The organism is Sporosarcina sp. FSL W7-1349, assembly GCF_038003045.1.
GTDB lineage: Bacteria > Bacillota > Bacilli > Bacillales_A > Planococcaceae > Sporosarcina.
This window is the reverse complement of sequence record NZ_JBBOOK010000002.1, coordinates 445041-468285: the sequence shown is the minus strand read 5'-3', so window position 1 is coordinate 468285 and position 23245 is coordinate 445041. Positions and strand designations below refer to the sequence as shown.

The window sequence follows — 23245 nt, the reverse complement described above, 5'->3', positions numbered from 1 at the left end:
TGAGTAATTATGCGAAATCAAATTGAATTCATCGTTTATGGTAAATACGGACTGTTTACGGATCCGATTACTAAAATCGGAGGAGAAAAATTCACATACCAGATTCCTACCCACCAGGCCCTTAAGGGAATCGTAGAGTCCATTTACTGGAAACCTACCATTGTCTGGTTTATCGACGAAGTAAGGGTAATGAATGCCATTCAAACAGAAGTGAAGGGAGTACGTCCGACCAAGTATCAGGACTCAAGCAATGAACTTGCCTATTACACATATTTGCGAAATCCGGCTTATCAAGTGCGAGCTCATTTTGAGTTTAACGAATTTCGTGAGGATCTTGCCTATGATCGCAACGAGCACAAGCACCATAATATTGCCAAACGCTCGGTGAAACGGGGCGGACGCCGAGACATCTTTCTCGGCAGCCGGGATTGCCAAGGCTATGTGGAAGAATGTGAATTTGGAAGCGGGACTAGCTTCTATGACGGGTATGGGGAAATTAGTTTTGGTCCTATGTTCCATGGATTTAATTATCCAGATGAAAGCGGGAGAAATGAGCTAGAGGCGAGAATATGGAATCCTGTTATGAAAGATGGGGTTATTCTATTTGACCGTCCGGAAGAATGTCCAATTGTTCGGCCGATTAAAAAACAAAGTTCAAAGGCATTCGCATTAGGTGAGAATTTCAAATCGGTTGAAGAAGAATATTATGAAGTGTTTCCAGAGGAGGTGAACAAATGAGCTGGATGAAACATTTATATGATGTCTATGAAAATAATGATGAGAAAGTGGGGGATTTTGAACAACGGGGAGAAGGACAGCGCTTTACATTGCTGCCCGTGTCCCATGTTACACAAAGTGCGCAAATTGAGGTGGTGCTCGATCGGGAAGGGAATTTCTTTAAAGCGACTGTCGTGCCGAAGGAAAAGGCACGGACAATTGTACCTGCCACGCTTGACTCGGCAAACCGGGCGGGTTCGACCGTCGCCGCACACTTTTTGCATGATAAATTATTTTATGTAGCAGCCGACTACATGAAGTATGGGGGAGAAGAAAAACGTTCTCAAAATTATCTTTCTTATATTGGACAGATGAGAGACTGGGCTGCAAGTGAGTTTACTCACTCAAAAGTAACGCATATCTATAACTATGTAAAAAAAGGGACATTAATCGAGGACCTTGTCGAAGAAAAAATTTTATTTATTGATGAAGATAATAAATTAATTGAGAAATGGACATCACAGGATGATAAGAAATATGGTATCGAAAAACCCGATATCTATAAAGTCGTCACAGGACAGAGCAGTGAGGCGCTTGTGCGCTTTAATATCTTAAGCGAAACGCCAGATGACCCTCCTCCGTGGGAGGATAAAACACTTTTCCAAGCTTTTCAGAAATATCTTGAGAATAAAATGAAAGAGACGGCAGAATCGGGATATTGCTATATAAGCGGAAAATTCTTGCCGTTGACTGAGCGGCATGGATCGCGACTGCGGAATGCCGGAGATATGTCAAAATTGATCTCTTCCAATGACAAAAGGGGATTTACATACCGCGGGCGCTTTGACCAGCCGAGCCAAGCGGTCCAAATTGGATATGACGTTTCCCAAAAAGCGCATAACGCATTGCGCTGGCTTATCCAGCGACAAGGCTACCGTGCTGACACAAGAAATTTTGTGACATTCGGTGTCGAAAAGCCTGTCGATGTGCAAGTGTTTGACGGATCAACCGATTTACTTGCATCGTTTTATGGGGTAGATTCTACAAAAATTGAACAGGATGAGACGGGTCTCGTCATTGCGGAACAGGTACAGCAAGCGCTGAAAGGGAAAAAACATAATTTTCAGCTTGAGGGAATTAAAAATATTCTTGTGATGGCGGTAGACGCCGCAACGACTGGAAGATTAGCGATTATTTATTATCAAGAGTTGGATAGCAAGTTGTTTTTGAATCGATTGGCTCACTGGCATGACACATGTAAATGGCACCAAGTCTACTTTGATTCGTCGCGCAGGAAGATCACTTATAATGTGGGGACCCCGTCAACCTATCATATTGTTGAATCCGTGTATGGCGAAAGAGCGGACGAAAAAGTGAAAAAAGAATTATATACTCGATTGCTTCCTTGCATTGTGGATGAGGCTCCGATTCCGAAAGACGTTGTTCGGTCGATCTTCAATAGGGTCAAAAATCCAATGAGTTTTAATAAAGATCTATCCAATCCAATAGGTGAATGGCAGCGGACACTACATATTGCCTGTGCATTGATTCGTAAGCAATATGAGAAGGAGGAGATTGACATGGCGCTAGAATTGAAAAACCGGGAACGAGACTACTTGTTCGGAAGGCTGCTAGGTGTGGCAGAAGTTTTTGAAGCTGAAGAATTAAAGCAGAAAAATGATGCAAGGGCAACAAATGCTGCTCGCTATTTCAATGCTTTTAGCCAACACCCTGCACGCGTATGGCTGACTATTCAGAAGCAGCTTCATCCCTATAAAGTGAGGCCATCAAAATTTAGCAGACGTTACATTAAATTATTACAAGAAATAGAAGATCATATCAAAATTGAAGATATGAACAACACGGCATTAGGTCCATTATTCCTGATCGGTTATAGTAGCCAGGTCAGGGATTTGTACACAAAAAAAGATCGGAAAGAGGAGAAGAACGATGACGCCCATCCAGAACAAAATTGATTTTGCAGTTGTGTTTACAGTCGATAAGGCCAATCCGAACGGTGATCCGTTGAACGGAAACCGACCGCGTCAGGATTATGACGGGTTTGGAGAGGTTTCAGATGTTGCCATTAAACGTAAAATCCGAAATCGCTTGCAAGATGAAGGTGAGTCGATCTTAGTCCAATCAGACGAACGTCGAAATGATGCGTACCGGAGCATATTAGCTAGAGTAGAGGGAAATGAAGAAGTGGCCCCGTATTTTGCCAAGAACAATAAAGAGCCGAATAAAGAGGAACTGGTTGAAACATTTGCGAGTAAAGCCTGGTACGATGTCCGAGCATTTGGACAAGTATTTGCGTTTAAAGGGACAGATGTTTCTGTAGGTGTGCGGGGACCTGTATCGATTCATACCGCAACAAGCGTTCACCCTGTGGATATCACAAGTTTACAGATTACAAAAAGTGTAAACTCCATTACAAATACGAAAGATCCAAGTCAAAAAACATCCGATACGATGGGAATGAAGCATCGGGTGGATTTTGGAGTATATACTTTTTGTGGCAGTATTAATCCTCAATTGGCAGAGAGAACCGGTTTTTCACAAGAGGATGCAGAAAAGCTTAAACAAGCGCTGATTACCCTTTTCGCAAACGATGCTTCCTCGGCCAGGCCTGATGGAAGCATGGAAGTGAATAAAGTGTTTTGGTGGGAGCATAATTCGAAACTAGGCCAATATTCTTCGGCGAAAGTGCATCGATCAGTAAAAATCGAGCTAAAAGATGAAGATAAACTTCCGAAGTCGCTAGAAGACTACACCATTAATGTTGAAGAGCTTGAGGGTCTGCCTGTGAAAAAATATGACGGTCTATGATTCCTCTGAATTCTTGTCGCTCTCCGGCATCCAACATTTCGAGTTTTGTGAAAGGCAATGGGCGTTAATTCATATTGAGCAAGAATGGGAAGAAAATGTGCTGACCATAGAGGGAAATCAATTGCATGAGAGAACGGATGACCCTTTCATTAGAGAAAAACGAAAAGGCGTTCTGTATGTACGTGGATTACCTGTTCACTCTGCAATTCTCGGATTAACTGGAATCTGTGATGTAGTAGAATTCTATAAAGATGAGAATGGTGTCACATTGGACAAAGAGGAAGGGAAGTACCTCCCAATCCCTGTTGAGTATAAAAGAGGAAAACCCAAAAAAGACCAATCGGATATTTTTCAGCTAACGGCGCAAGCGATTTGTTTAGAAGATATGCTTTTTTGTAAAGTTTCGCAAGGAAGTTTATTTTATCATGAAATTCGGCGTCGGATTGATGTGGAAATCACTGAGGAACTGAAAAAACAGGTGAAAGAGACAGCTCGGCGCATGCACGAGTATTATCAAAGACGGCATACACCCCGAGTGAAAACTGGGAAGCACTGTAAAAACTGTTCGCTTCGCCATATCTGTTTACCTGAATTATTAACGAAAGAGTCAGTTGCAAGTTATATGAAAAGGATGTTGGCGGAATGAAGAAGTTGCTAAACACGCTGTACATCACATTACCGGATGCCTATCTTGCACTAAAAGGTGAGAATGTTGTAATCGTGCAAGACGAAGAGGTCATTGGTCGGGTGCCACTTCATAACTTGGAGGCCATTTGTACGTTTGGTCGACAGGGTGCGAGTCCGGCGTTAATGGCAGCTTGTATGGAAAAGTCGATTGCAATTACCTTTTTATCTACTAGTGGACGATTTAGGGGAAGGGTCATCGGTTCTACAAAAGGGAATGTTACATTGCGAAGAACCCAATATCGGTTTGCGGACGACGAGGAAAAGAGTACTGAGATTTCGAAACACTTTTTAATTGGAAAGCTCTATAATGCAAAATGGTCTTTAGAGAGAATAACAAGAGATCACGCTTTACGCATAGACTTGGAAAAATTTAAAACCAAATCTGCTTTTCTCTCGGAGTCGATTCAGCAACTTACGGTAGCCGATAACTTAGAAGTATTGCGAGGGATTGAGGGAAATGCCGCAAGCGCCTATTTTTCTGTAATGGACGATATGATTTTACAGCAGAAAGAAGATTTTTTCTATAAGGGAAGAAGTCGTAGGCCGCCACTTGACAATGTAAACGCATTATTATCATTCGTTTATACTTTACTCGCTTCTGATGTTGGTGCAGCACTTGAGACCGTAGGCTTGGATGCGTATGTCGGTTTTTTGCATCGTGATCGTCCTGGTCGCATGTCCCTCGCTCTTGACGTAATGGAAGAGCTAAGAAGTGTTTATGCAGACCGATTTGTTTTATCACTAATTAATAAAAAGCAAGTACAAGCCTCCGATTTTCTGAAAAAAGAGAGCGGTGCAGTTATCATGACTGATAAAGCGAGAAAAGAGATATTACAATTATGGCAAAAGAGGAAAGAGGAACAAATTACACATCCATTTTTGAAAGAAAAGATTTCATGGGGATTGGTGCCTCATGCGCAAGCGATGTTGCTGGCTCGCTTTTTAAGAGGGGATCTTGACGCATATCCACCATTTTTATGGAAGTAGGTGTGTTTCTATCTTAGTATTGATCACGTATGATGTGAGCATAACGTCAGAGGGAGGAAAGAAGAGGCTAAGAAGAGTAGCAAAAAAGTGTGAAGACTTTGGGGTGCGCGTTCAAAATTCAGTCTTTGAATGTGTATTAGATGCAACGCAACTCAAAATATTGGAGATCGAATTAGAAAAAATAATCAACCCGGAAGTAGATAGTCTCCGTTTTTACAGGTTGGGCAATAATTATAAAACGAAAGTGAAACATGTAGGTGCTAAGCAAAGTTTAAGCGTTGATGAACCATTGATTTTTTAGTGCGAACCGGAAGCGCCCATAAAATCCCCAGGAGACCCGCACCAAAAAAAGAACCGAAAACCGTTAAGTCTTGGTAGAATGTTATGTTTAATAGCTAAAAAATAGCGAATTGGATCATTTTCACTGTAAACTAAGTTGAAATTCACCTTTTTTACTGCTTTTTCGCAGTCGCACTCTTCATGAGTGCGTGGATTGAAATATCCTCCAATACATCAACAGCCGCCTCCAATGCGGTCGCACTCTTCATGAGTGCGTGGATTGAAATTACATCCACCTCTGTATATTTTACATCTTGATTGCGTCGCACTCTTCATGAGTGCGTGGATTGAAATTTCGACCATCTTTGTTTATTGGTGTTCATCAGTTCGTCGCACTCTTCATGAGTGCGTGGATTGAAATACCTGGAATGTAACTCCAAACGGTTTCCCATTTATGTCGCACTCTTCATGAGTGCGTGGATTGAAATATTAGTTGCTAGTACCTGTGCCTGACGGGAACCAGTCGCACTCTTCATGAGTGCGTGGATTGAAATCTTGTTTGTATATCTTTATTATACACTAACTAAAAGTCGCACTCTTCATGAGTGCGTGGATTGAAATTATAGCCCATCATTTTGGCTTTGCTTAGTGACTCGTCGCACTCTTCATGAGTGCGTGGATTGAAATAACGCGAGTGGAGTATCACAACATCTTTTCAACTCGTCGCACTCTTCATGAGTGCGTGGATTGAAATGACAAATCAAAACTCATAGGATACAGTCATTAAAGTCGCACTCTTCATGAGTGCGTGGATTGAAATAAACATAATCATCCTCCTAGTGGCTATTTAGACACCGTCGCACTCTTCATGAGTGCGTGGATTGAAATCATAATACTTTTCATTTCATTTTTGTCATAGACGAGTCGCACTCTTCATGAGTGCGTGGATTGAAATACTGAGTAAAAGTTATCTTTATGTTTAGTGATAAGTCGCACTCTTCATGAGTGCGTGGATTGAAATCTATTTAGAGCATGGTATTTAGTTAATTGGAGGCAGTCGCACTCTTCATGAGTGCGTGGATTGAAATTAGAGTTTTAAGATATAGATTCACACACGAATTCGTCGCACTCTTCATGAGTGCGTGGATTGAAATCTCAGCTCGTCTCTCTTTAATAACTCTAGCAATCGTCGCACTCTTCATGAGTGCGTGGATTGAAATACCTTTTTCATAGTCAAACATAGATGGAATATACGTCGCACTCTTCATGAGTGCGTGGATTGAAATTGTTTTCCATGTATTGCTTTGGAGCTGTAAAGGGGTCGCACTCTTCATGAGTGCGTGGATTGAAATTGATAGTGTCTCGTCACGTAATAACTTTCCATCTTGTCGCACTCTTCATGAGTGCGTGGATTGAAATTACACTGTGAATGTTAACATGAATATTGAATTACTAGTCGCACTCTTCATGAGTGCGTGGATTGAAATATGATACATCTTAGTCATATCTAAATCTGACATTGGTCGCACTCTTCATGAGTGCGTGGATTGAAATTAAAACAGAGTTTAATCCATTAGAGAACTCATCTTGTCGCACTCTTCATGAGTGCGTGGATTGAAATCGAGAAGCATGTAATACCTTTTGATCTGCCAAAGTAGTCGCACTCTTCATGAGTGCGTGGATTGAAATTCCAATGAAAAATTTATAAGCTTCATTCCAAAAGAGTCGCACTCTTCATGAGTGCGTGGATTGAAATCCATCGATGTCATCTTTAATTGATCCTTTGTAAACGTCGCACTCTTCATGAGTGCGTGGATTGAAATTCTTGTTTCATCTGCAACACCCCCAAGACAAATTGTCGCACTCTTCATGAGTGCGTGGATTGAAATACAAAAAGAAGCTTTATTAAATCTGAATCATCTTGTCGCACTCTTCATGAGTGCGTGGATTGAAATCGCTAATAGACGACTACTCAAAAGACGAGTCGGCGTCGCACTCTTCATGAGTGCGTGGATTGAAATCGAAGGCCTGTCCGTGTAGGCTCGACGTTATATAGTCGCACTCTTCATGAGTGCGTGGATTGAAATTTGTGCCATAGCTACGGTCTTGGGCTTCGCTACCGGTCGCACTCTTCATGAGTGCGTGGATTGAAATGATAGTGGAGGTGGTCTAATGAGTACAGTAATAGCACGTCGCACTCTTCATGAGTGCGTGGATTGAAATGATGTTGAAAAGGAGTTTATTGCGGCCCAATACGGTCGCACTCTTCATGAGTGCGTGGATTGAAATGTCAAATGCCCATGAATGACCCGCCGCTCCCCAGTCGCACTCTTCATGAGTGCGTGGATTGAAATATCGAGTTTTGATTCGATGGATATGACTTCTTTTGTCGCACTCTTCATGAGTGCGTGGATTGAAATCGATTTACGCGGAACTAATTCGCGCGCAACATAAGTCGCACTCTTCATGAGTGCGTGGATTGAAATAATTGATATTGAGGATAAATTGCACGTTGCCGAAGTCGCACTCTTCATGAGTGCGTGGATTGAAATCTCGCTACCCTCTACTTCAATAGCTCTTGCATTACCGTCGCACTCTTCATGAGTGCGTGGATTGAAATAGTTTGTATCCGAGAGGGCTGGACATAAAGATGTTGTCGCACTCTTCATGAGTGCGTGGATTGAAATAATAGACGGATACTCTCAAAGTAATTTAAATGCCGTCGCACTCTTCATGAGTGCGTGGATTGAAATCGAAATGGACCAACATTTTTCTCAAAACTCTAGTGTCGCACTCTTCATGAGTGCGTGGATTGAAATAATGGATTCTTCTAAATTAGCAGCTATGGATTCTGGTCGCACTCTTCATGAGTGCGTGGATTGAAATGCTTTATTCCCCTCAGAGCAAAGTTGCGAGCAGTGGTCGCACTCTTCATGAGTGCGTGGATTGAAATCAACAAAGCTACGAATCTTTTGCAACCCTCGTCGTGTCGCACTCTTCATGAGTGCGTGGATTGAAATCCTTCGTTCTTCGTAATAATGCAGGACAGCTTTTGTCGCACTCTTCATGAGTGCGTGGATTGAAATATTATTGCGTCGATCAATGCTTGGTCAAATTGATGTCGCACTCTTCATGAGTGCGTGGATTGAAATATAAAGTAAAATCATATCCGCCGCCTGGTCAGCATACGTCGCACTCTTCATGAGTGCGTGGATTGAAATATATAAGCGTCGCTCACCCGTATCAATGCCGTTTTGTCGCACTCTTCATGAGTGCGTGGATTGAAATTTGAGGATCCCGCTTGTATGGGCCGGGATCCCCACGTCGCACTCTTCATGAGTGCATGGATGAATGGTGTTCAAGTGATTTCATTCCCTATGTATTCTTACGGAAATCCTGGCAAAAGGTCCTACTCGAATTAATGAAAAAATGGTTTCCTGATCACTCGAAGGCCCAGGAATTAAACAATGATTTATATAGACGATATCCGAAAGGATTCTATGTGAACGCGGAGCAGAAAATGAAGGATGCCAAAGGAGCAGCCAAATACATAGGTAGGTAATAGGCGAGACTGGCCATCGCCGAATCTCGAATTGGTGGATACGATGGGAAGGTAGTCGAATTCTGGTACGAAGATCATAAGACAGAGAAACGGGTTGGCGTGAAGCAGCCGGTCTATCGATTCCTGTCCCATATTTGACAGCACATCCCACCAAAACACTCCAGATTGGTGGGCCGTTTTGGGTTGTATAGCAGAAGGTGGTCGTATCAGAAGGCAAATCAAATCCCAAGCCTTCATGTCTTCATGCGTACAAAGCAGCTTCCCTTACTTTTGGAAAGAAGGAAAAAGAGAAAAACGTATCGGGAACGGACGATAAAGCTTTTGATTAAGATTCGTTTATTTGTCCGTGTTGCCATCTGGAGATGGGACCAGGTCGAGATCTGACATGCCGACTACGGTATCCTCTATCATTATATGGAAGCGAAAAATGATCAAAAGATAGGAGAAATCCAACGATGCCAACAGACGAAGAGCTGGATGAACTGAATCGGGCATTTTTACGATCATTAGAAGAGGATGACTCGTTCGGATTGAACGGAAAAATAAGTACAATTGAATTTAAGTGTAGGGGTTGTCGGGAAATAGATGACGTTCCCGATCTTGTAGTGGCGGGCTTTCAAGGCGACTTAAAACAGAATGAGGAAGTCGAAATCGAATATCCTTTTTGTGGGGGAACCATACATAGATCAAAAAAAGATTCCAAGTGAATCGACTTCACTTGGGACGGGGAGAGAAGCGCTTTAGCGCTTTTTTTCTTTTAGTTGAAGAACCATTCATTATGTAATATTTATGAATTGGGGTTTGGTAATAAAACTCTCATTTTTTTAATTAAATGCAGAAAATAATTGATATCCTATTCAATTACCGAATAATTCGTTTGAAATAACTGTTGACAATATTCAAATATTAAACTACTATACATTTAAAGTGATGGTTAGTTCATTGTTGAAAATGCTAATAAACATTGGGGAATATGGATTAATTTATGTTTGTGTTGGAGTTTATGGGTAAATAGTGAATCGTATTCATTGAGAGTATTTTGGTTTGCTGAATTATATTTATTAACAAAAATGTAAGCGTTTCCTGATGTTAAGTATAGAAAGTTGAGGAAGATCGGTTTTAATTTAATGAATGTAACGTCAATATTCCGGAATGGAGGTGGTGGTTCTTGTGTAGAAATGGAATTGCGAGGCCGCAAGGACAAAGTTTTTAACCAAAATAAATCTTAGGGAGGAAATGCAAAATGGATAAGCGAGGATATCGGAAAAAATGGCGGAAGATTGGTATCAAAGGCTTCTTATGTTTAATGATCATTATGTTATTGGCCGCGTGTAACGGTGAGCCGGAGGGAACTTCAAGCAGTGCGGATGCTTCGGAAGGAAAGAGCGATTTGCCGCAAGGGGTAACGGATAGTGAAATTCTTGTTGGTTTTGTAGGTCCGCAAACCGGGGCTACTGCCATTTATGACTCGAGCCGGAAAGCGGTTGAATCCTATTTCAATTACATCAATGAAAACGGGGGAGTCAATGGACGGACGTTGAAGTTGGTTGCCTATGACAATCAAGGGGAACCAGCGAAAACCGTTCAAATGGTAAAAAGACTTGTGGAGCAGGATAAAGTGTTTGCAATGGTTGGAAACGTAGGATCCAGTGCCAACTTAGCGGTTTTGGATTATTACAAGCAGACAGGCATTCCTGTCATTATGCCAGGGACAGGAAATAAACAATTGATGGATCCGCCGATTCCAAACGTATTGGGTGGCAGTGTCATCAATTACTCCATTGAAGCGAAACTTCTTTTGGATTATGCGGTCAATCAAGCGGATGCCAAAACGATTGCCATCGCCTATCAGAATGATGATCTAGGAAAAGAAGGATATGAAGCGATCAAAGAAGCAATCGGTAATTATGCGGATGTAGAAATTGTAGAAGAAGTGAATTTCTTGCAAACGGATGTAGAGTTCAGTTCGCAGGCTCAAAAGATTCAAAATGCAAAACCGGATGCTGTCATTGTATTGAGTACACCGAATCCGGCAGCTAACTTTAAAAAGGCTCTTTATCGGATCGGGGCAAATGATATTACGTATATTGTTGCGTCTGTAGGCGGTAATGACTCGAACCTCTTTGAACTTGCGGGAGAAGATGTTTGGAATGGAACGATTTCAGCTGCTACGATTCCGATCCCGGGTGGAGGAGATGAAAGCGACAGTTTGAAGTTGTTTGTTGAACGATTCGGGTCCGATCATCCGAAAGAGCCGTTGGTTGGTGTAAGTCAATCGGGCTGGGGAAGTGCGGAAGTGTTCGTTGAGGGCTTGAAACGGGCCGAGGATAACTTAGACTGGCCAAGCTTTTTGGAAACCTTCTATACATTTGACAACTGGAAAGATTCCATTTACGCAGGTGTTTCATTTTCCGAGGAAAATCACTATGGCGTCACATCGTTGTATTTGACAGAAGCGAAAGACGGAAAAATCGAATCTACTTCTGTCATTATGACAGTCGATCCGAAAACGGGTGAAGTTACTTCGGATTAAAAGAGAAAAGAAGAAAAGGCGTCGAGTCTCTTCTTCTTTTTCTACAAGTTGGGTAAGTTGATTTGGTATATATCGGTTGAGTCAGGACGTCATGATGTAGAGATGTAATTGAATTTGAACGCGAAAAGGTGGGACGCAAAATGCAAATTATTATCAGTGGATTGATCTTCGGCTGTGTGTATGGTCTGGCAGGATTAGGGATGGTGCTCATTTATAAAACGACCGGCGTAGTGAATTTTGCGCAAGGGGAGATGGCGATGATCACGACATTTGTCAGTTTCCTGTTTCTATCCAGCCTGAACTTGCCGTATCTGGTCTCCTTTTTCCTTGCACTCGCCTTTGCCGCGATACTCGGTATTGTCATTTATCAAGTGTTCATGAAGCGGATTCAGAACCAATCCCATATTTTCCAGATGGTAATGACGCTAGGATTGTTTCTCATTCTGAATGGGGTTGCCGGATTGATCTGGGGGCATCATCCGACGAGTTATCCGGAAGCTGTGCAAGGGGCTCCTTTTCAAATTGGCTCGGTTTTTGTGACGCCAAATGAGTTGTTTGTTGTTGGATTGACTGCTGTTTTAATGTTGCTGTTCTTCTTTTTCTTCAAATATAGCAAAGTGGGGTTGGCGATGCGGGCCTCGTCACAGGATATTACGGCAGCCGAACTGATGGGGGTGAAAGTGTCGACGGTCTTTCTGTCCATTTGGGCAATCGGAGCTATCCTTGGTGGAGTAGCCGGCATGATGACTGCGCCTATCACTTTCTTGAATATTAATATGATGTTCACAGTTTTGGTAATGGCTTTTGCGGCCGCGGTACTTGGCGGGTTTGTCAGTTTGCCCGGTGCGTTGGTCGGCGGATTGATCGTTGGGGTGTTTGAAAATCTAGTCAGCTACTACGGTGCTCCGGAAATGAAAATGGTGTATACCTTCCTGTTGATCGTGGCAGTGCTTTACATTCGTCCACAAGGCATATTCGGCGGAGAAAAAATGGTGAAGAAGGTGTGATGAACAATGAAACAACTTCTTGGGAATAAAAAAGCGTGGGTCAGCTTGTTGATTTTATTTGCCCTGGCATTTCCGATGTTGGTCGGGAATTCGGGTTATTTCATGACACTCTTCGTCCTGGCTTGTGTGTATGTCATCGCGGCGATGGCTTTGAACTTACTAGTTGGTTTCGGTGGACAGATCTCCGTCGGAAATGCAGCTTTCCTCGTAATCGGGGGATATACGGTCGCCATTTTAGCGGGGAAATATAATTTGCCGATTTGGCTGTTGCTTCCGCTTTCTGGAGTGGTGACAGGCGTGATCGGTTTGGTTATCGGCTTGCCGGCTGTCCGATTGAGTGGCCACTTTTTAGCCGTGGCGACGCTTGGGTTCGGTTTATCTGTTCCGCAGATCGTATTGAATTGGGATACCATGACGAATGGTTATTCGGGTCTCTCGGTTTCCCGGCCCGCCTTCCTCTCTTCCGACATTCAGTTTTTCTATGTCGTCGTCCTCATAACCCTCCTAGTTATCTGGGTCATGAATAATATTGTGAAAAGCGGATTGGGCAGGGCATTTATTGCCATTCGTGACAGTGAAGTGGCTGCGCAGGCAAACGGTATTCATATTGCATTTTATAAAACGATGATGTTTGTCATCAGTGCCTTTTTCACCGGCATCGCGGGCGGATTATACGCGTATTGGATCGGGTTTGTCAGTCCGGATGATTTTAGTATCGTGACGTCGCTTATGTTACTTGCCATGATTGTGGTTGGCGGGATGGCTTCCATTCCTGGTGCCATCATTGGTGCCGTGCTCTTTACGATTATTCCGCATTTCACGAATGCGTTCGTCGGGATTACGAATATTGTCATTGGTTTGGCGGTCGTGCTCGTGCTGTTTTTCCGTCCGAAAGGGATCGTGTCCCTCTTTGATTTTGCGAAAAAACCACATAGTAAACAAGAGTCGAGTGAGCCTGCATCGGCTTCCGCGTCTGTGAAAGGGGTGGCGAGAGATGTTAACCTTTGAAAATGTGACTGTCCAATTTGCGGGATTGACTGCTGTTGATCGTCTGTCGTTCACAGTACCGGAAGGCAGTATTTATTCCATCATCGGGCCAAACGGAGCGGGAAAAACGACCGTGTTCAACTGCATTAGCCGTTTCTACACACCTACAGGCGGCCGTATCCTTTTCAATGAAAAAGATTTATTGAAAGTGAAACCGCATGAGGTCGTACGGGAAGGCATTGCCCGAAGCTTCCAAAATGTCGAGTTGTTTTCCGAAATGACGGTGTTAGAAAACCTATTAACCGGATTGCATCCTTTGATGAAACGCAATATTTTCTCCATTTCCGTCCATTTGCCTTCTGTCCGGAAAGCGGAAAAAGAAGCGAAGGATAAGGCGTATGATGTGATGGAAATGCTCGATATTACGGAACTTGCTCATGAAAAGGTATCCGATCTTCCTTTCGGTTATCAGAAGATGGTCGATATCGGCCGTGCGATGATGGCGGAACCGAAACTGCTGCTGTTGGATGAGCCGGTTGCGGGTATGAATCCTGTTGAAACGCAGCAAATCAGCGAATTGATCATCCGTCTGAAAGAGGAGATGGGATATACCATTTTATTGATCGAGCATGACATGTCATTGGTGATGAAAGTGTCGGATTATTTGACTGTTGTCAATTTTGGTCAAAAGATTGCGGAAGGGCTGCCGCAGGAAGTGCAAAATGATCCGGTTGTCATCGAAGCCTATTTGGGGGAGGTGGAGCCTCTTGTTGAAGCTAACTGATATTCATACGTATTACGGAAAGGTTCATGCGTTGAAAGGAATTTCCATTCAAGTGGAGGAAGGATCCATAGTGTCACTAATCGGCGCAAATGGAGCTGGAAAATCGACTACACTGAAAACAATTTCCCGACTGATCCAGCCGAAACAAGGTCATTTCGAATGGAAAGGGTCTTCCTTCATTCGAAAACCTTCCAATGAAATCGTCAAACAAGGGATCATTCATTGTCCGGAAGGGCGCCGTGTGTTTCCATTGCTAACGGTTGAGGAGAACTTGAAAATCGGAGCGTATCAATCAAAAGATAAGAAAACGGATGAACGTAATCTGGAAAAAGTGTTCACGTATTTTCCACGGCTGAAAGAGCGGCTTCAGCAAAAAGCAGGTACTTTGAGTGGTGGAGAACAACAGATGTTAGCGATTGGCCGGTCTCTGATGGGGAATCCAAAAGTATTATTGTTGGATGAACCATCCCTTGGGATTGCACCAATCATCGTCCGGGAGATTTTTGAGATTATCAAGGCGATCAATAAGGAAGGGACATCCATCCTGTTAGTGGAGCAGAACGCTCATATGGCATTGGAGATTTCCGATTACGCGTATGTATTGGAAAACGGTCGGATTGCCTTGGAAGGAAAAGCAGAAGATCTGCGGCAAAATGAGGAAATTAAACAATTATATTTGGGCAAGTAGGATTGAGTTTTTCGGGAGGTGGATGTATGATTTCGACCATTTTAAAGGAAGGATTACAAAAAAATCCTCACAAAATTGCAATATACGAGAAAGACAAAGCATTCTCTTATGAAGAACTCGATCAGCGGATTGGTCAGTTGGCGGAAGGGATGAAAAAGTCTCTCCGTCTCGAACAAGGGGATGTCTTGGCCATCCAAGCTTCCAATCGGATTGAATTTGTTTGGACGTTATATGCGTGCTGGCGACTGGGCGTGGCGGTGACAACGATGAATCCTGCTTTGAAGCCTGATGAAATCAAACATCAGCTGGAAAACTCAAACGCCAAATGTTTTTTCTATGAAAACTCATGTAAAGAGAAAGCGGCGGAAGCTATGCGCAATATGGAAATCCATCCGGTTCAAGTATTGCTGGATGGGCCGGTGAATGAGAGCGAAATTCGTTTTTCATCCCTGTTTATAGGTCGAGGAATTTCAGAGCAAGAGATCGATCAAGACGCGGTCGCACTCATTATTTATACGTCTGGAACGACAGGTAAACCAAAAGGGGTTTTATTGACCCATCGGAATGTTGTGAGCATGATCCATGGTGTGATCGAGAGCCTTCATTTACAGGAGAGTGACCGTTCGTATTTAATTTTGCCGTTATTCCATGTCAATTCCATTCATTTTACACTAAGCGCGCCTATTTATCTTGGGGCAAGTGTGGTGCTGACAAACCGTTTCGATCCGAATGAGTTTTTACGAAACGTTGAGCAGTTCAAGCCTACCTATACAGTAGGTGTGCCGACTGTCTATAAACTGCTGGCGGATCTTCCCTCCGAAGAAATCCAGAAATATGATCTAAGCCCATTGAAATTCGGCCTATGTGGTGGAGCTCCTCTTACAGAAAGTGAATTTCATAGATTTCAACAAAACTATCCATTTCAATTTTTGGAAGCTTGGGGATTGTCAGAAGCGGCGGCTTGTTCGACATCCAACCCTTTACATGGCACGCAAAAGATCGGCTCCATTGGTATCCCGCTTCCGGGCCAACAAGTGAAAGTTGTAGATGAACAAGGAGGGGAAGTCCCACGGGGCGAGCGGGGAGAATTGATTGTCAAGGGAGATGTCGTCATGGCGGGTTATTTGAATAACCCGGAGGCGACGGAGGAAGCGTTGCGGGATGGCTGGCTATACACCGGGGATATTGGGTATGAAGACGAAGATGGCTATTTCTATCTCGTCGGAAGAAAAAAGGATGTCATTATTCGGGGCGGCATTAATATTTATCCGAAGCAAATCGAGGAAGTTCTTTATGAAATTTCTTCTATTAAAGAGGCGGCAGTCGTCGGGATTCCTGATGAAAAATACGGGGAAGAAGTGGTCGCTTATGTCAGTGTTCACGAAAGTGATCAGTTGAGCGAAGAGGCTATTATTACGTACTGCAAAGAAAAAATGGCGAATTATAAATGCCCTGTGAAAATATACTTTTTGGATGCTTTGCCGAAAAACTCGGTTGGTAAAATCGTGAAACACGAACTAGGCAAAATTACTGTGTAAGGGGTTGGGGAAATGGCGGTAAAAGAGAAAGAAGTCCAAGAGGAATTAGATATATTTTCTAGTACAATACGAGGATTTGCGCAGGAGAAAATCGCTCCTGTGGCAGCGTCCATTGATGAAAATCATCAAGTCCCTTCTGGTTTGATGGAAGAGATGAAGGAAATGGGGATGTTCGGCGTTCCCTTTCCGGAAGAACACGGAGGCAGCGGATTCGGGTGGCGGGCGTATTACATGATGGTGGAGGAGCTTGCGAAAATCGAAGGCTCGATTCCGGCGATTATTGGAGCACACACAACGATTGCATCGAATACGATTTATGTCGCAGGGACAGAAGAGCAGAAAAGGAAGTATTTAACGCCGCTCGCTCAAGGGAAGTATTTGGGCGCCTTCGCTTTGACTGAACCGGGAGCAGGTTCGGATGCGGCGGGAATTCGGACTGTGGCGAAGAAAGATGGAGACGATTGGATCATTAATGGAAGCAAGTGTTTTATTACAAACGCGCCTTCCGCAGACGTTTTCGTCGTGTTTGCCAAAACGGATATGGAAAAAGGAGCCCGCGGCGGAATCACAGCGTTCATCGTCGAAAAAGGGGCAGAGGGCCTATCCATCGGGAAAGTGGAGAAAAAATTGGGAATCCGGGGCTCGGAAACGAGTGATGTCATTCTGGATAACGTTCGTGTTCCTTCCTCCCAAGTCCTCGGCGAAGTGGGGGAAGCCTTCAAATATGCGATGAGAGTCATGCAGAATGGCCGGTTGTCCATTGCAGCCCAATCGCTCGGCTTGGCCAAAGGGGCTTTTGAAATGGCAGTAGAATATGCCAAAGAGAGACAGCAGTTTGGAAAATCGATTGCGAGCTTCCAGTCGATCCAGAACAAAATTGCCGAAATGAAAATGGAGATTTTCGCTATCGAATCTATGCTGGAGAGCGCCATCCGGCTGATGGAAGAAGGGAAACCATTTAACTTGGAAGGGTCCATCGTGAAAGCCTATGCTTCGGAAAAAGCGGATGCAATTATCAATGAATCGCTTCAAGTATTTGGCGGTTACGGCTATACGATGGATTTTCCAATCGAAAGAATGCTTCGTGATTCGCGGATCAATCGTATTTATGAAGGAACGAGCGAAATTCAGCGAGTGGTTATTGCGAAGGAAGTCTTTCGTGGATGAACGAATAAGCATCATGATAAATTCACAATTCCGGAGGTTCGTATGAAAAAGATCAAAGAAATTACCCAGGTCGCCGTGGTAGGCGCAGGAGCGATGGGGAGCGGCATCGCCCAAGTATGTATTCAATCTGGCTACTCTATCGTCTTGTATGATGTCAATGAGAGTCAGCTAAAACTAGCGGCTTCCAATGTATTGAATCGATTGAAAAAGTGGGCCGAAAAGAAAAATAGGCAAGAAGAGTTCCAACTTTTAGAAGGACGTCTGGTAATTGGGGAAAGATTGGAAGATATCGAGAGTGCGGATATTGTAATTGAGGCGATTGCAGAACAGTTAGATGTAAAACAATCCTTATTTAACCGATTGGAAGACATTGTTTCTTCTGATACGATACTGGCTTCCAATACTTCAGGTATATCAATAACAGATATTGCGCTCGGCTGTAAGAACAAGGAACGAGTGGTTGGCACACATTTTTTTAATCCGGCGCCTATTATGCCTGTCGTGGAATTAATACAAGGAAAACATTCTTCAGAGGAAACTATTAAAACGGCAACAGCTTTTATTGAGAGCCTGGAAAAGAACGTAGTGCTGGCAAAAGATGTCCCCGGCTTTATCGTCAACCGGATCATCACGCCCATGTTGAACGAAGCGATGCTTTCTTATGAACAAGGGATTTCAACGAAAGAGGATATTGATACAGCATTGAAGAAGGCGATGGGACATCCGATGGGGCCGCTGGAGTTATCCGATTATATCGGCTTGGATACGCTACTGTACTTCATGGAGCATGTCTATGCCGAAACTGGAAACGAAGCGTATAGACCGGGAGAGTTTCTCAAGGAACTAGTGAGGAAAGGGCATCTAGGCTTGAAAACGGGAAAAGGTTTTTATGAATATGAAGAAGCAAATGCAAAAATAACAGGCTGACTAAAAGAAGCGGCGTGTTTGCCGCTTCTTTTGGTCAATTTTTTCTGGGAGATGCAAGCCATTGTTCTCTTTCGTTGTTGGAAAAGTTATAGATGGATTGCAAGAGCATTTTATAGGCATCCTCCACTTTGCGCATCAATGAATATTTATGTTCCGATAGAACCCAAGCTGTTACGAATTCATCCAATGTGCCGAAGATAAGTATTTGCAAGGAAGAGGTCGATACATCCGTTCGGAATAAACCTTCTTCTTGTCCTTTTTCTATAATTTTCCTCAATAATTGGAAATAACGTTTTGTTCCTTTTTTGACAACGCTTCTTGACGATTCGGTAGGTTGGCGTGATTCGATCTGAACCACTTTTGCCATGTCATAATCTTCACCGAAAAAGTCAAAATGATTGCGGATTAATTCATACAGCATAATCCGTGGATCTTGAAGTGGTTCGATTAAGCTCTCTGATTTTGGAACATGACGATGATAAATGGCCGTGTCAAATAATTGGATCAAGATATCTTCTTTATTTTTAAAATATAAATAAACAGTGCCGTCACCAATATCAGCTTCTTTAGCTATTTTTGAGATGGAAGCACCATGATATCCTTCCTGGGCAAATACTTTTTTGGCAGCTTCCAAAATACTATAATACTTGTCATTTTTCTTCATAAGCTCTCACTCCAATTTATTTAATTGAGGACAAATTCACTTGATGATATAAAAGTAGCTGGAATTAAATAATATTTTGACAATTTAATCGATTTGAAATAGAATAATGAATATAAATTCATTTATTGAACATTGTAAAACAAAGGTTTAAACTAGTCAAATTAGTTTTAAGAGGAAATTTTTGAACTGGTATTCATTTAAATCGATTGGAGGAATCATAATGAATGTAATACATGAGATTACGAGATTTTCCATTTCTAGTCCCGACAAAATTGCTTTAAAAAATCTGCATTCTACAATTACATATGAAGAATTGGAACAGAAGATCAATCAGACAGCCAACGCATTTCTGTCATTTGGTGTTGAAAAAGGTGAACGCATCCTCATTCAAATAGGGAACCGATTTGAATTCATCTATTGTTATTACGCCGCCATGAAAATCGGTGCCATCATCGTGCCAATCAATCCTCTCTATACCCCCAATGAAATGAGCTTTATAGTGGAGGATTGCCAGCCGGTCGTCTATGTCTGTGAGCAATTGGCGAAAAACAATATCGAGACAGTAAACAAGCATTCAGAAAATGTAAAGAAGATAGTCGTGCTCGATGATAAATTGGAAGAATTGAATTTTGAAAGATATATGACCGAACAATCCGGGGTATACGAGGCGAATATTGAAGATGATGATGCTGTCTGTCAAATCCTCTATACGTCTGGAACGACAGGTCATCCGAAAGGGGCAATGTTAACGCATGATGGACTTGCTGGAAATGCTAAGACCTATAGTGAGCATTTAAAGTGTACATCCGATGATATTGGATTGATTGTCGCGCCTCTTTATCATGCAGCGGCGCAAACGAACTGCTTGAATACGATGATCCTATCGAATGCAGGTTGCTACATCATGGAGAAATTCGTCCCGATAGTTGTATTGGACACGATGGAAAAGGAGCAAATTACGTATTTTTTTGGTCCACCGACCATGTATGCGATGCTGTTAAATGACCCAAATATCGAGAACTATCAATTCAATTTACGGATTGCTTTCACGGGTGCGGCGTCCATGCCTGTGTCGGTCCACAAACGATGGAAGGAATTATTCGGGTTTGACATCTTGGAAGGCTATGGCTTGACCGAATGTTCGCCTGTCGTTAGCAATCACGGTCCAGATGGTCCGATTAAACATGGATCAATCGGTCCTGCGATTGAAGGGGTATCGGTCAAAATTTTTGATGAAAATGATCAAGAAGTGCCAGTGGGTGAAATTGGGGAAGTCGTTGTCCAAGGGCCGAATGTCATGAAAGGGTATTGGAATAGGCCGGAAGCTACAAAAGAGGCATTGCGTGGAGGGTGGTTCCATACGGGTGACGTTGGTTATCAGGATGAAGATGGGTATTTTTATATCGTTGATCGGAAAAAAGATATGATCAACCAAGGCGGTTTGAAGATCTATCCACGGGAAATCGAGGAAATCCTCTATCAGTACGGTAGTTTTCTCGAAGTGGGTGTTGTCGGAGAACCGGATGCGATTAAAGGGGAACAAGTTGTTGCCTATGTAACATTGAAGGATTCTAAAGGTTCCGTTGATTTTGAGGATGTTGAAAAGTTTTGTAGAAAGAATTTAGCTCCTTATAAAATCCCGAAGAAATATTACGTTCTTGATGAAATGCCGAAAACACTGAGTGGAAAAATATTAAAGACGCAACTGGTGAAAGCCTGAAGGGGGTTAGAACAATGAAAGAAGTAGTCATTGTCAGTGCCAAACGAACAGCGATCGGCACATTTAATGGAATGTATAAGAATGTATCCGCCAAAGAATTGGCCAAAACGGTAATGAAAGCAGTAGTCGAAGAAAGCAACGTGCCTCCTGAAGCAATTGACGAAATCATTGTCGGAAATGTAGATCAATCCTCCGCATTCTCGAATGTCGGTCGAATTGCCGCCTTGGAATTGGGGTTCCCTGAAAAGATTTCGGCCCATACAGTTGGACAAAACTGTGCTTCTGGTATGCAAGCTTTGGTGAATGGCATCCAGGCGATCAAATCGGGAGATGCTGAAACGATTCTCGTCGTTGGTACAGAGAATATGAGCCAAATCCCGCATTTATTAAAAGGGACCCGGTCCGGCTATCGGCTGGGGCATCATCAAGTGACGGATAAGATTGTGGAAATGCTTCATGACCCGTTCGTCGATATGACAATGGGGGAAACGGCGGAAGTAGTGGCGGAAGAACACGGCATTACACGGGAAGAGCAAGATGCCTTTGCACTTCGCAGTCATGAACGGGCATTGCAAGCACAGCGAGATGGCGTATTTGCGAAAGAAATCGTTTCCGTCACGGCGACAAAGCGAAGAGAAACCGTGACATTGCAAGAAGACGAAGGCCCGAATGAAAGAACATCCCTCGAAGTGCTTTCCACATTGCGGACAGCTTTCAAAAAGGATGGAACAATCACCCCTGGCAATGCGTGCGGATTAAATGATGGGGCTGCCGCTGCGCTGATCATGTCCAGGGAAAAAGCAGATGAACTTGGGGTCAAGCCGATTGCACGGATTGTGGCGAACGCTTCAGTCGGGGTTGATCCGAAACGGATGGGCTTGGGACCAGCTTATGCCGTGCCGAAAGTTTTGGAAAAGGCAGGCTTAACGATGGAAGACATTGACCTCGTCGAACTGAATGAGGCGTTTGCTGCACAAGCGCTTGCTTGTGTGAAGCAGTTGGAGCTCGATCCGGAAAAAGTGAATCCGTTCGGTGGGGCCATCGCGTTGGGGCATCCCGTCGGAACGACCGGCCTGCGTCTGATCGTCACCTTGCTAAACGGTTTGCAGCATTTTGAGAAAAAACGCGGCATCGCCACATTGTGTGTCGGGGGCGGCATCGGCGGCGCGGTCATCGTTGAGAGAGTATAGGGGGGAGAATTTAATGAAAACAATTGATATTGTAGACATCGAAATCAAAAATGAAGTGGCCATCCTGACAATTGAAAATCCGCCGGTCAATACGATCAGCAATGCGACGATGGCATCGTTAAATCTGGCGCTCGATCAGGTGGAAAAAGCGGATGACGTCAAAGTGGTCTTATTACGCGGCGCCAATGGCCATTTTATGGCGGGAGCGGAACTGAAGGAATTTAACGAAATCGAGACAAAAGCAGAAGCGAGTCGCGTATCGTATATCGGGCATCATTTGATGAACCGCATTGAGTTTTTCAAGAAGCCGGTTATCGCGCTAATCGAGGGAGCTTGTCTAGGCGGAGGCTTGGAACTGGCGTTAGCTTGTCATATGCGGATCGGTAGTTCCAACAGCCAATACGGATTCCCGGAAATCACGCTGGGTATCATTCCAGGAGCAGGTGGTACCCAACGGCTGCCCAAACTCATCGGAATCGGAAAAGCCCGGTATTATATATTATCAGGGGAGCGGATCCGCGCTGAACAAGCGGAAGCATTAGGCATCATCGACCGGGTCGTCGAAGTGGAGGAGTTGCTCGAAGCAGGAATGCAATGGGCGGAAGCCATCGCGAAAAATAGCCGCATCGCCATCCACCACGCCATGGACGCTATGAACACCGGACTGTTCGGCACCCACTTCGAAGGCTATAATCGCGAAGCCGAGCGCTTCGGCGAATGCTTCGAAACGGAAGATAAGAAAGAGGGCGTCGCGGCATTTTTGGAGAAGAGAGAGCCGAAGTTTCGGAATTGCTGAAGTAAAGGAGCGTCAGGTATCCAAAGCCTGGCGCTTTTCTTATCTTCAATCACTCCTCATCCTGATAAAGCTCAAACCAATTCCTTTCATACGGTTTTTAAACATCCCGACATAATAGCCCTGGCGTAAAGCGGCGGTTTTTTGTTTGATGACTCGGAGAGTGAAAAGTAGTGCCAGATAGCC

General features: G+C 43.5%; 19 protein-coding genes and 1 CRISPR repeat array. Of the genes, 18 read left to right on the top strand and 1 reads right to left on the bottom strand.

Annotation, left to right across the window (positions count from 1 at the left end; all coding sequences use genetic code 11):
* Positions 1–9 precede the first annotated feature (9 nt).
* The 15 genes from cas5c (at position 10) to MKY41_RS16145 (ending at position 18692) form a co-directional block, all read left to right on the top strand.
* The gene (gene cas5c, locus MKY41_RS16215; RefSeq protein WP_340746083.1) at positions 10–738 is read left to right on the top strand and encodes a type I-C CRISPR-associated protein Cas5c; all 729 of its coding nucleotides are present in this window, start codon (positions 10–12) and stop codon (positions 736–738) included.
* Entirely contained in the window at positions 735–2693 is a 1959-nt protein-coding gene (gene cas8c / locus MKY41_RS16210) for a type I-C CRISPR-associated protein Cas8c/Csd1 (protein WP_340746082.1), read from the top strand. Before cas5c ends, cas8c begins: the two co-directional genes overlap by 4 nt.
* Complete coding sequence (gene cas7c, locus MKY41_RS16205; protein WP_340746081.1) at positions 2668–3546, top strand: type I-C CRISPR-associated protein Cas7/Csd2; 879 nt, start codon at positions 2668–2670, stop codon at positions 3544–3546. The genes cas8c and cas7c overlap by 26 nt, the downstream gene beginning before the upstream one ends.
* Entirely contained in the window at positions 3533–4192 is a 660-nt protein-coding gene (gene cas4, locus MKY41_RS16200) for a CRISPR-associated protein Cas4 (protein ID WP_340746080.1), read from the top strand. Before cas7c ends, cas4 begins: the two co-directional genes overlap by 14 nt.
* Entirely contained in the window at positions 4189–5220 is a 1032-nt protein-coding gene (gene cas1c / locus MKY41_RS16195) for a type I-C CRISPR-associated endonuclease Cas1c (protein WP_340746079.1), read from the top strand. The genes cas4 and cas1c overlap by 4 nt, the downstream gene beginning before the upstream one ends.
* A 10-nt stretch (positions 5221–5230) precedes the next feature.
* A complete protein-coding gene (gene cas2 / locus MKY41_RS16190) occupies positions 5231–5521 on the top strand; it encodes a CRISPR-associated endonuclease Cas2 (RefSeq protein WP_340746473.1) in 291 nt (96 codons plus the stop codon).
* A gap of 167 nt (positions 5522–5688) precedes the next feature.
* A CRISPR array of direct repeats spans positions 5689–8854; the repeat unit is 32 nt; unit sequence GTCGCACTCTTCATGAGTGCGTGGATTGAAAT.
* A 662-nt stretch (positions 8855–9516) separates the two neighbouring features.
* The gene (locus MKY41_RS16185) at positions 9517–9768 is read left to right on the top strand and encodes a hypothetical protein (RefSeq protein ID WP_340746078.1); all 252 of its coding nucleotides are present in this window, start codon (positions 9517–9519) and stop codon (positions 9766–9768) included.
* A gap of 536 nt (positions 9769–10304) precedes the next feature.
* The gene (locus MKY41_RS16180; RefSeq protein WP_340746077.1) at positions 10305–11594 is read left to right on the top strand and encodes an ABC transporter substrate-binding protein; all 1290 of its coding nucleotides are present in this window, start codon (positions 10305–10307) and stop codon (positions 11592–11594) included.
* Positions 11595–11734: 140 nt separating this feature from the next.
* On the top strand, positions 11735–12601 hold the full coding sequence (locus MKY41_RS16175) for a branched-chain amino acid ABC transporter permease (protein WP_340746076.1): 867 nt from the start codon (positions 11735–11737) through the stop codon (positions 12599–12601).
* A 6-nt stretch (positions 12602–12607) separates the two neighbouring features.
* Complete coding sequence (locus tag MKY41_RS16170; protein WP_340746075.1) at positions 12608–13609, top strand: branched-chain amino acid ABC transporter permease; 1002 nt, start codon at positions 12608–12610, stop codon at positions 13607–13609.
* Positions 13596–14372, top strand: coding sequence for an ABC transporter ATP-binding protein (locus MKY41_RS16165; RefSeq protein WP_340746074.1), 777 nt, complete (start codon positions 13596–13598; stop codon positions 14370–14372). The genes MKY41_RS16170 and MKY41_RS16165 overlap by 14 nt, the downstream gene beginning before the upstream one ends.
* Positions 14356–15060 (top strand): ABC transporter ATP-binding protein, encoded by a 705-nt coding sequence (locus MKY41_RS16160; protein WP_340746073.1) that lies wholly within the window; start codon positions 14356–14358, stop codon positions 15058–15060. The genes MKY41_RS16165 and MKY41_RS16160 overlap by 17 nt, the downstream gene beginning before the upstream one ends.
* A 26-nt stretch (positions 15061–15086) precedes the next feature.
* Complete coding sequence (locus MKY41_RS16155) at positions 15087–16598, top strand: class I adenylate-forming enzyme family protein (protein ID WP_340746072.1); 1512 nt, start codon at positions 15087–15089, stop codon at positions 16596–16598.
* Between the two features lie 12 nt (positions 16599–16610).
* Complete coding sequence (locus tag MKY41_RS16150) at positions 16611–17765, top strand: acyl-CoA dehydrogenase family protein (RefSeq protein ID WP_340746071.1); 1155 nt, start codon at positions 16611–16613, stop codon at positions 17763–17765.
* A gap of 42 nt (positions 17766–17807) precedes the next feature.
* On the top strand, positions 17808–18692 hold the full coding sequence (locus MKY41_RS16145) for a 3-hydroxyacyl-CoA dehydrogenase family protein (protein ID WP_340746070.1): 885 nt from the start codon (positions 17808–17810) through the stop codon (positions 18690–18692).
* A 34-nt stretch (positions 18693–18726) separates the two neighbouring features.
* On the opposite strand, the gene MKY41_RS16140 is transcribed toward MKY41_RS16145, so the two are convergent.
* The gene (locus tag MKY41_RS16140; protein ID WP_052483848.1) at positions 18727–19356 is read right to left on the bottom strand and encodes a TetR/AcrR family transcriptional regulator; all 630 of its coding nucleotides are present in this window, start codon (positions 19354–19356) and stop codon (positions 18727–18729) included.
* Positions 19357–19576: 220 nt separating this feature from the next.
* On the opposite strand from MKY41_RS16140, the gene MKY41_RS16135 reads away from it, so the two are divergent.
* The 3 genes from MKY41_RS16135 to MKY41_RS16125 are packed head-to-tail and all read left to right on the top strand — an operon-like array spanning position 19577 to position 23062.
* Complete coding sequence (locus MKY41_RS16135; RefSeq protein ID WP_340746069.1) at positions 19577–21076, top strand: class I adenylate-forming enzyme family protein; 1500 nt, start codon at positions 19577–19579, stop codon at positions 21074–21076.
* A gap of 14 nt (positions 21077–21090) precedes the next feature.
* Complete coding sequence (locus MKY41_RS16130) at positions 21091–22266, top strand: thiolase family protein (RefSeq protein ID WP_340746068.1); 1176 nt, start codon at positions 21091–21093, stop codon at positions 22264–22266.
* Positions 22267–22279: 13 nt separating this feature from the next.
* The gene (locus MKY41_RS16125) at positions 22280–23062 is read left to right on the top strand and encodes an enoyl-CoA hydratase-related protein (protein WP_340746067.1); all 783 of its coding nucleotides are present in this window, start codon (positions 22280–22282) and stop codon (positions 23060–23062) included.
* Positions 23063–23245 lie beyond the last annotated feature (183 nt).

What these genes read in the sequence shown, in the direction of transcription:
- MKY41_RS16155 (WP_340746072.1), top strand. Translation starts at nt 15,087, where the DNA reads ATGATTTCGACCATTTTAAAGGAAGGATTACAAAAAAATCCTCACAAA.
- MKY41_RS16145 (WP_340746070.1), top strand. Translation starts at nt 17,808, where the DNA reads ATGAAAAAGATCAAAGAAATTACCCAGGTCGCCGTGGTAGGCGCAGGA.
- MKY41_RS16180 (WP_340746077.1), top strand. Translation starts at nt 10,305, where the DNA reads ATGGATAAGCGAGGATATCGGAAAAAATGGCGGAAGATTGGTATCAAA.
- MKY41_RS16170 (WP_340746075.1), top strand. Translation starts at nt 12,608, where the DNA reads ATGAAACAACTTCTTGGGAATAAAAAAGCGTGGGTCAGCTTGTTGATT.
- MKY41_RS16165 (WP_340746074.1), top strand. Translation starts at nt 13,596, where the DNA reads ATGTTAACCTTTGAAAATGTGACTGTCCAATTTGCGGGATTGACTGCT.
- MKY41_RS16140 (WP_052483848.1), bottom strand. Translation starts at nt 19,356, where the DNA reads ATGAAGAAAAATGACAAGTATTATAGTATTTTGGAAGCTGCCAAAAAA.
- MKY41_RS16185 (WP_340746078.1), top strand. Translation starts at nt 9,517, where the DNA reads ATGCCAACAGACGAAGAGCTGGATGAACTGAATCGGGCATTTTTACGA.
- cas7c (WP_340746081.1), top strand. Translation starts at nt 2,668, where the DNA reads ATGACGCCCATCCAGAACAAAATTGATTTTGCAGTTGTGTTTACAGTC.
- cas5c (WP_340746083.1), top strand. Translation starts at nt 10, where the DNA reads ATGCGAAATCAAATTGAATTCATCGTTTATGGTAAATACGGACTGTTT.
- MKY41_RS16150 (WP_340746071.1), top strand. Translation starts at nt 16,611, where the DNA reads ATGGCGGTAAAAGAGAAAGAAGTCCAAGAGGAATTAGATATATTTTCT.
- MKY41_RS16125 (WP_340746067.1), top strand. Translation starts at nt 22,280, where the DNA reads ATGAAAACAATTGATATTGTAGACATCGAAATCAAAAATGAAGTGGCC.
- cas4 (WP_340746080.1), top strand. Translation starts at nt 3,533, where the DNA reads ATGACGGTCTATGATTCCTCTGAATTCTTGTCGCTCTCCGGCATCCAA.
- MKY41_RS16130 (WP_340746068.1), top strand. Translation starts at nt 21,091, where the DNA reads ATGAAAGAAGTAGTCATTGTCAGTGCCAAACGAACAGCGATCGGCACA.
- cas8c (WP_340746082.1), top strand. Translation starts at nt 735, where the DNA reads ATGAGCTGGATGAAACATTTATATGATGTCTATGAAAATAATGATGAG.
- MKY41_RS16175 (WP_340746076.1), top strand. Translation starts at nt 11,735, where the DNA reads ATGCAAATTATTATCAGTGGATTGATCTTCGGCTGTGTGTATGGTCTG.
- cas1c (WP_340746079.1), top strand. Translation starts at nt 4,189, where the DNA reads ATGAAGAAGTTGCTAAACACGCTGTACATCACATTACCGGATGCCTAT.
- MKY41_RS16135 (WP_340746069.1), top strand. Translation starts at nt 19,577, where the DNA reads ATGAATGTAATACATGAGATTACGAGATTTTCCATTTCTAGTCCCGAC.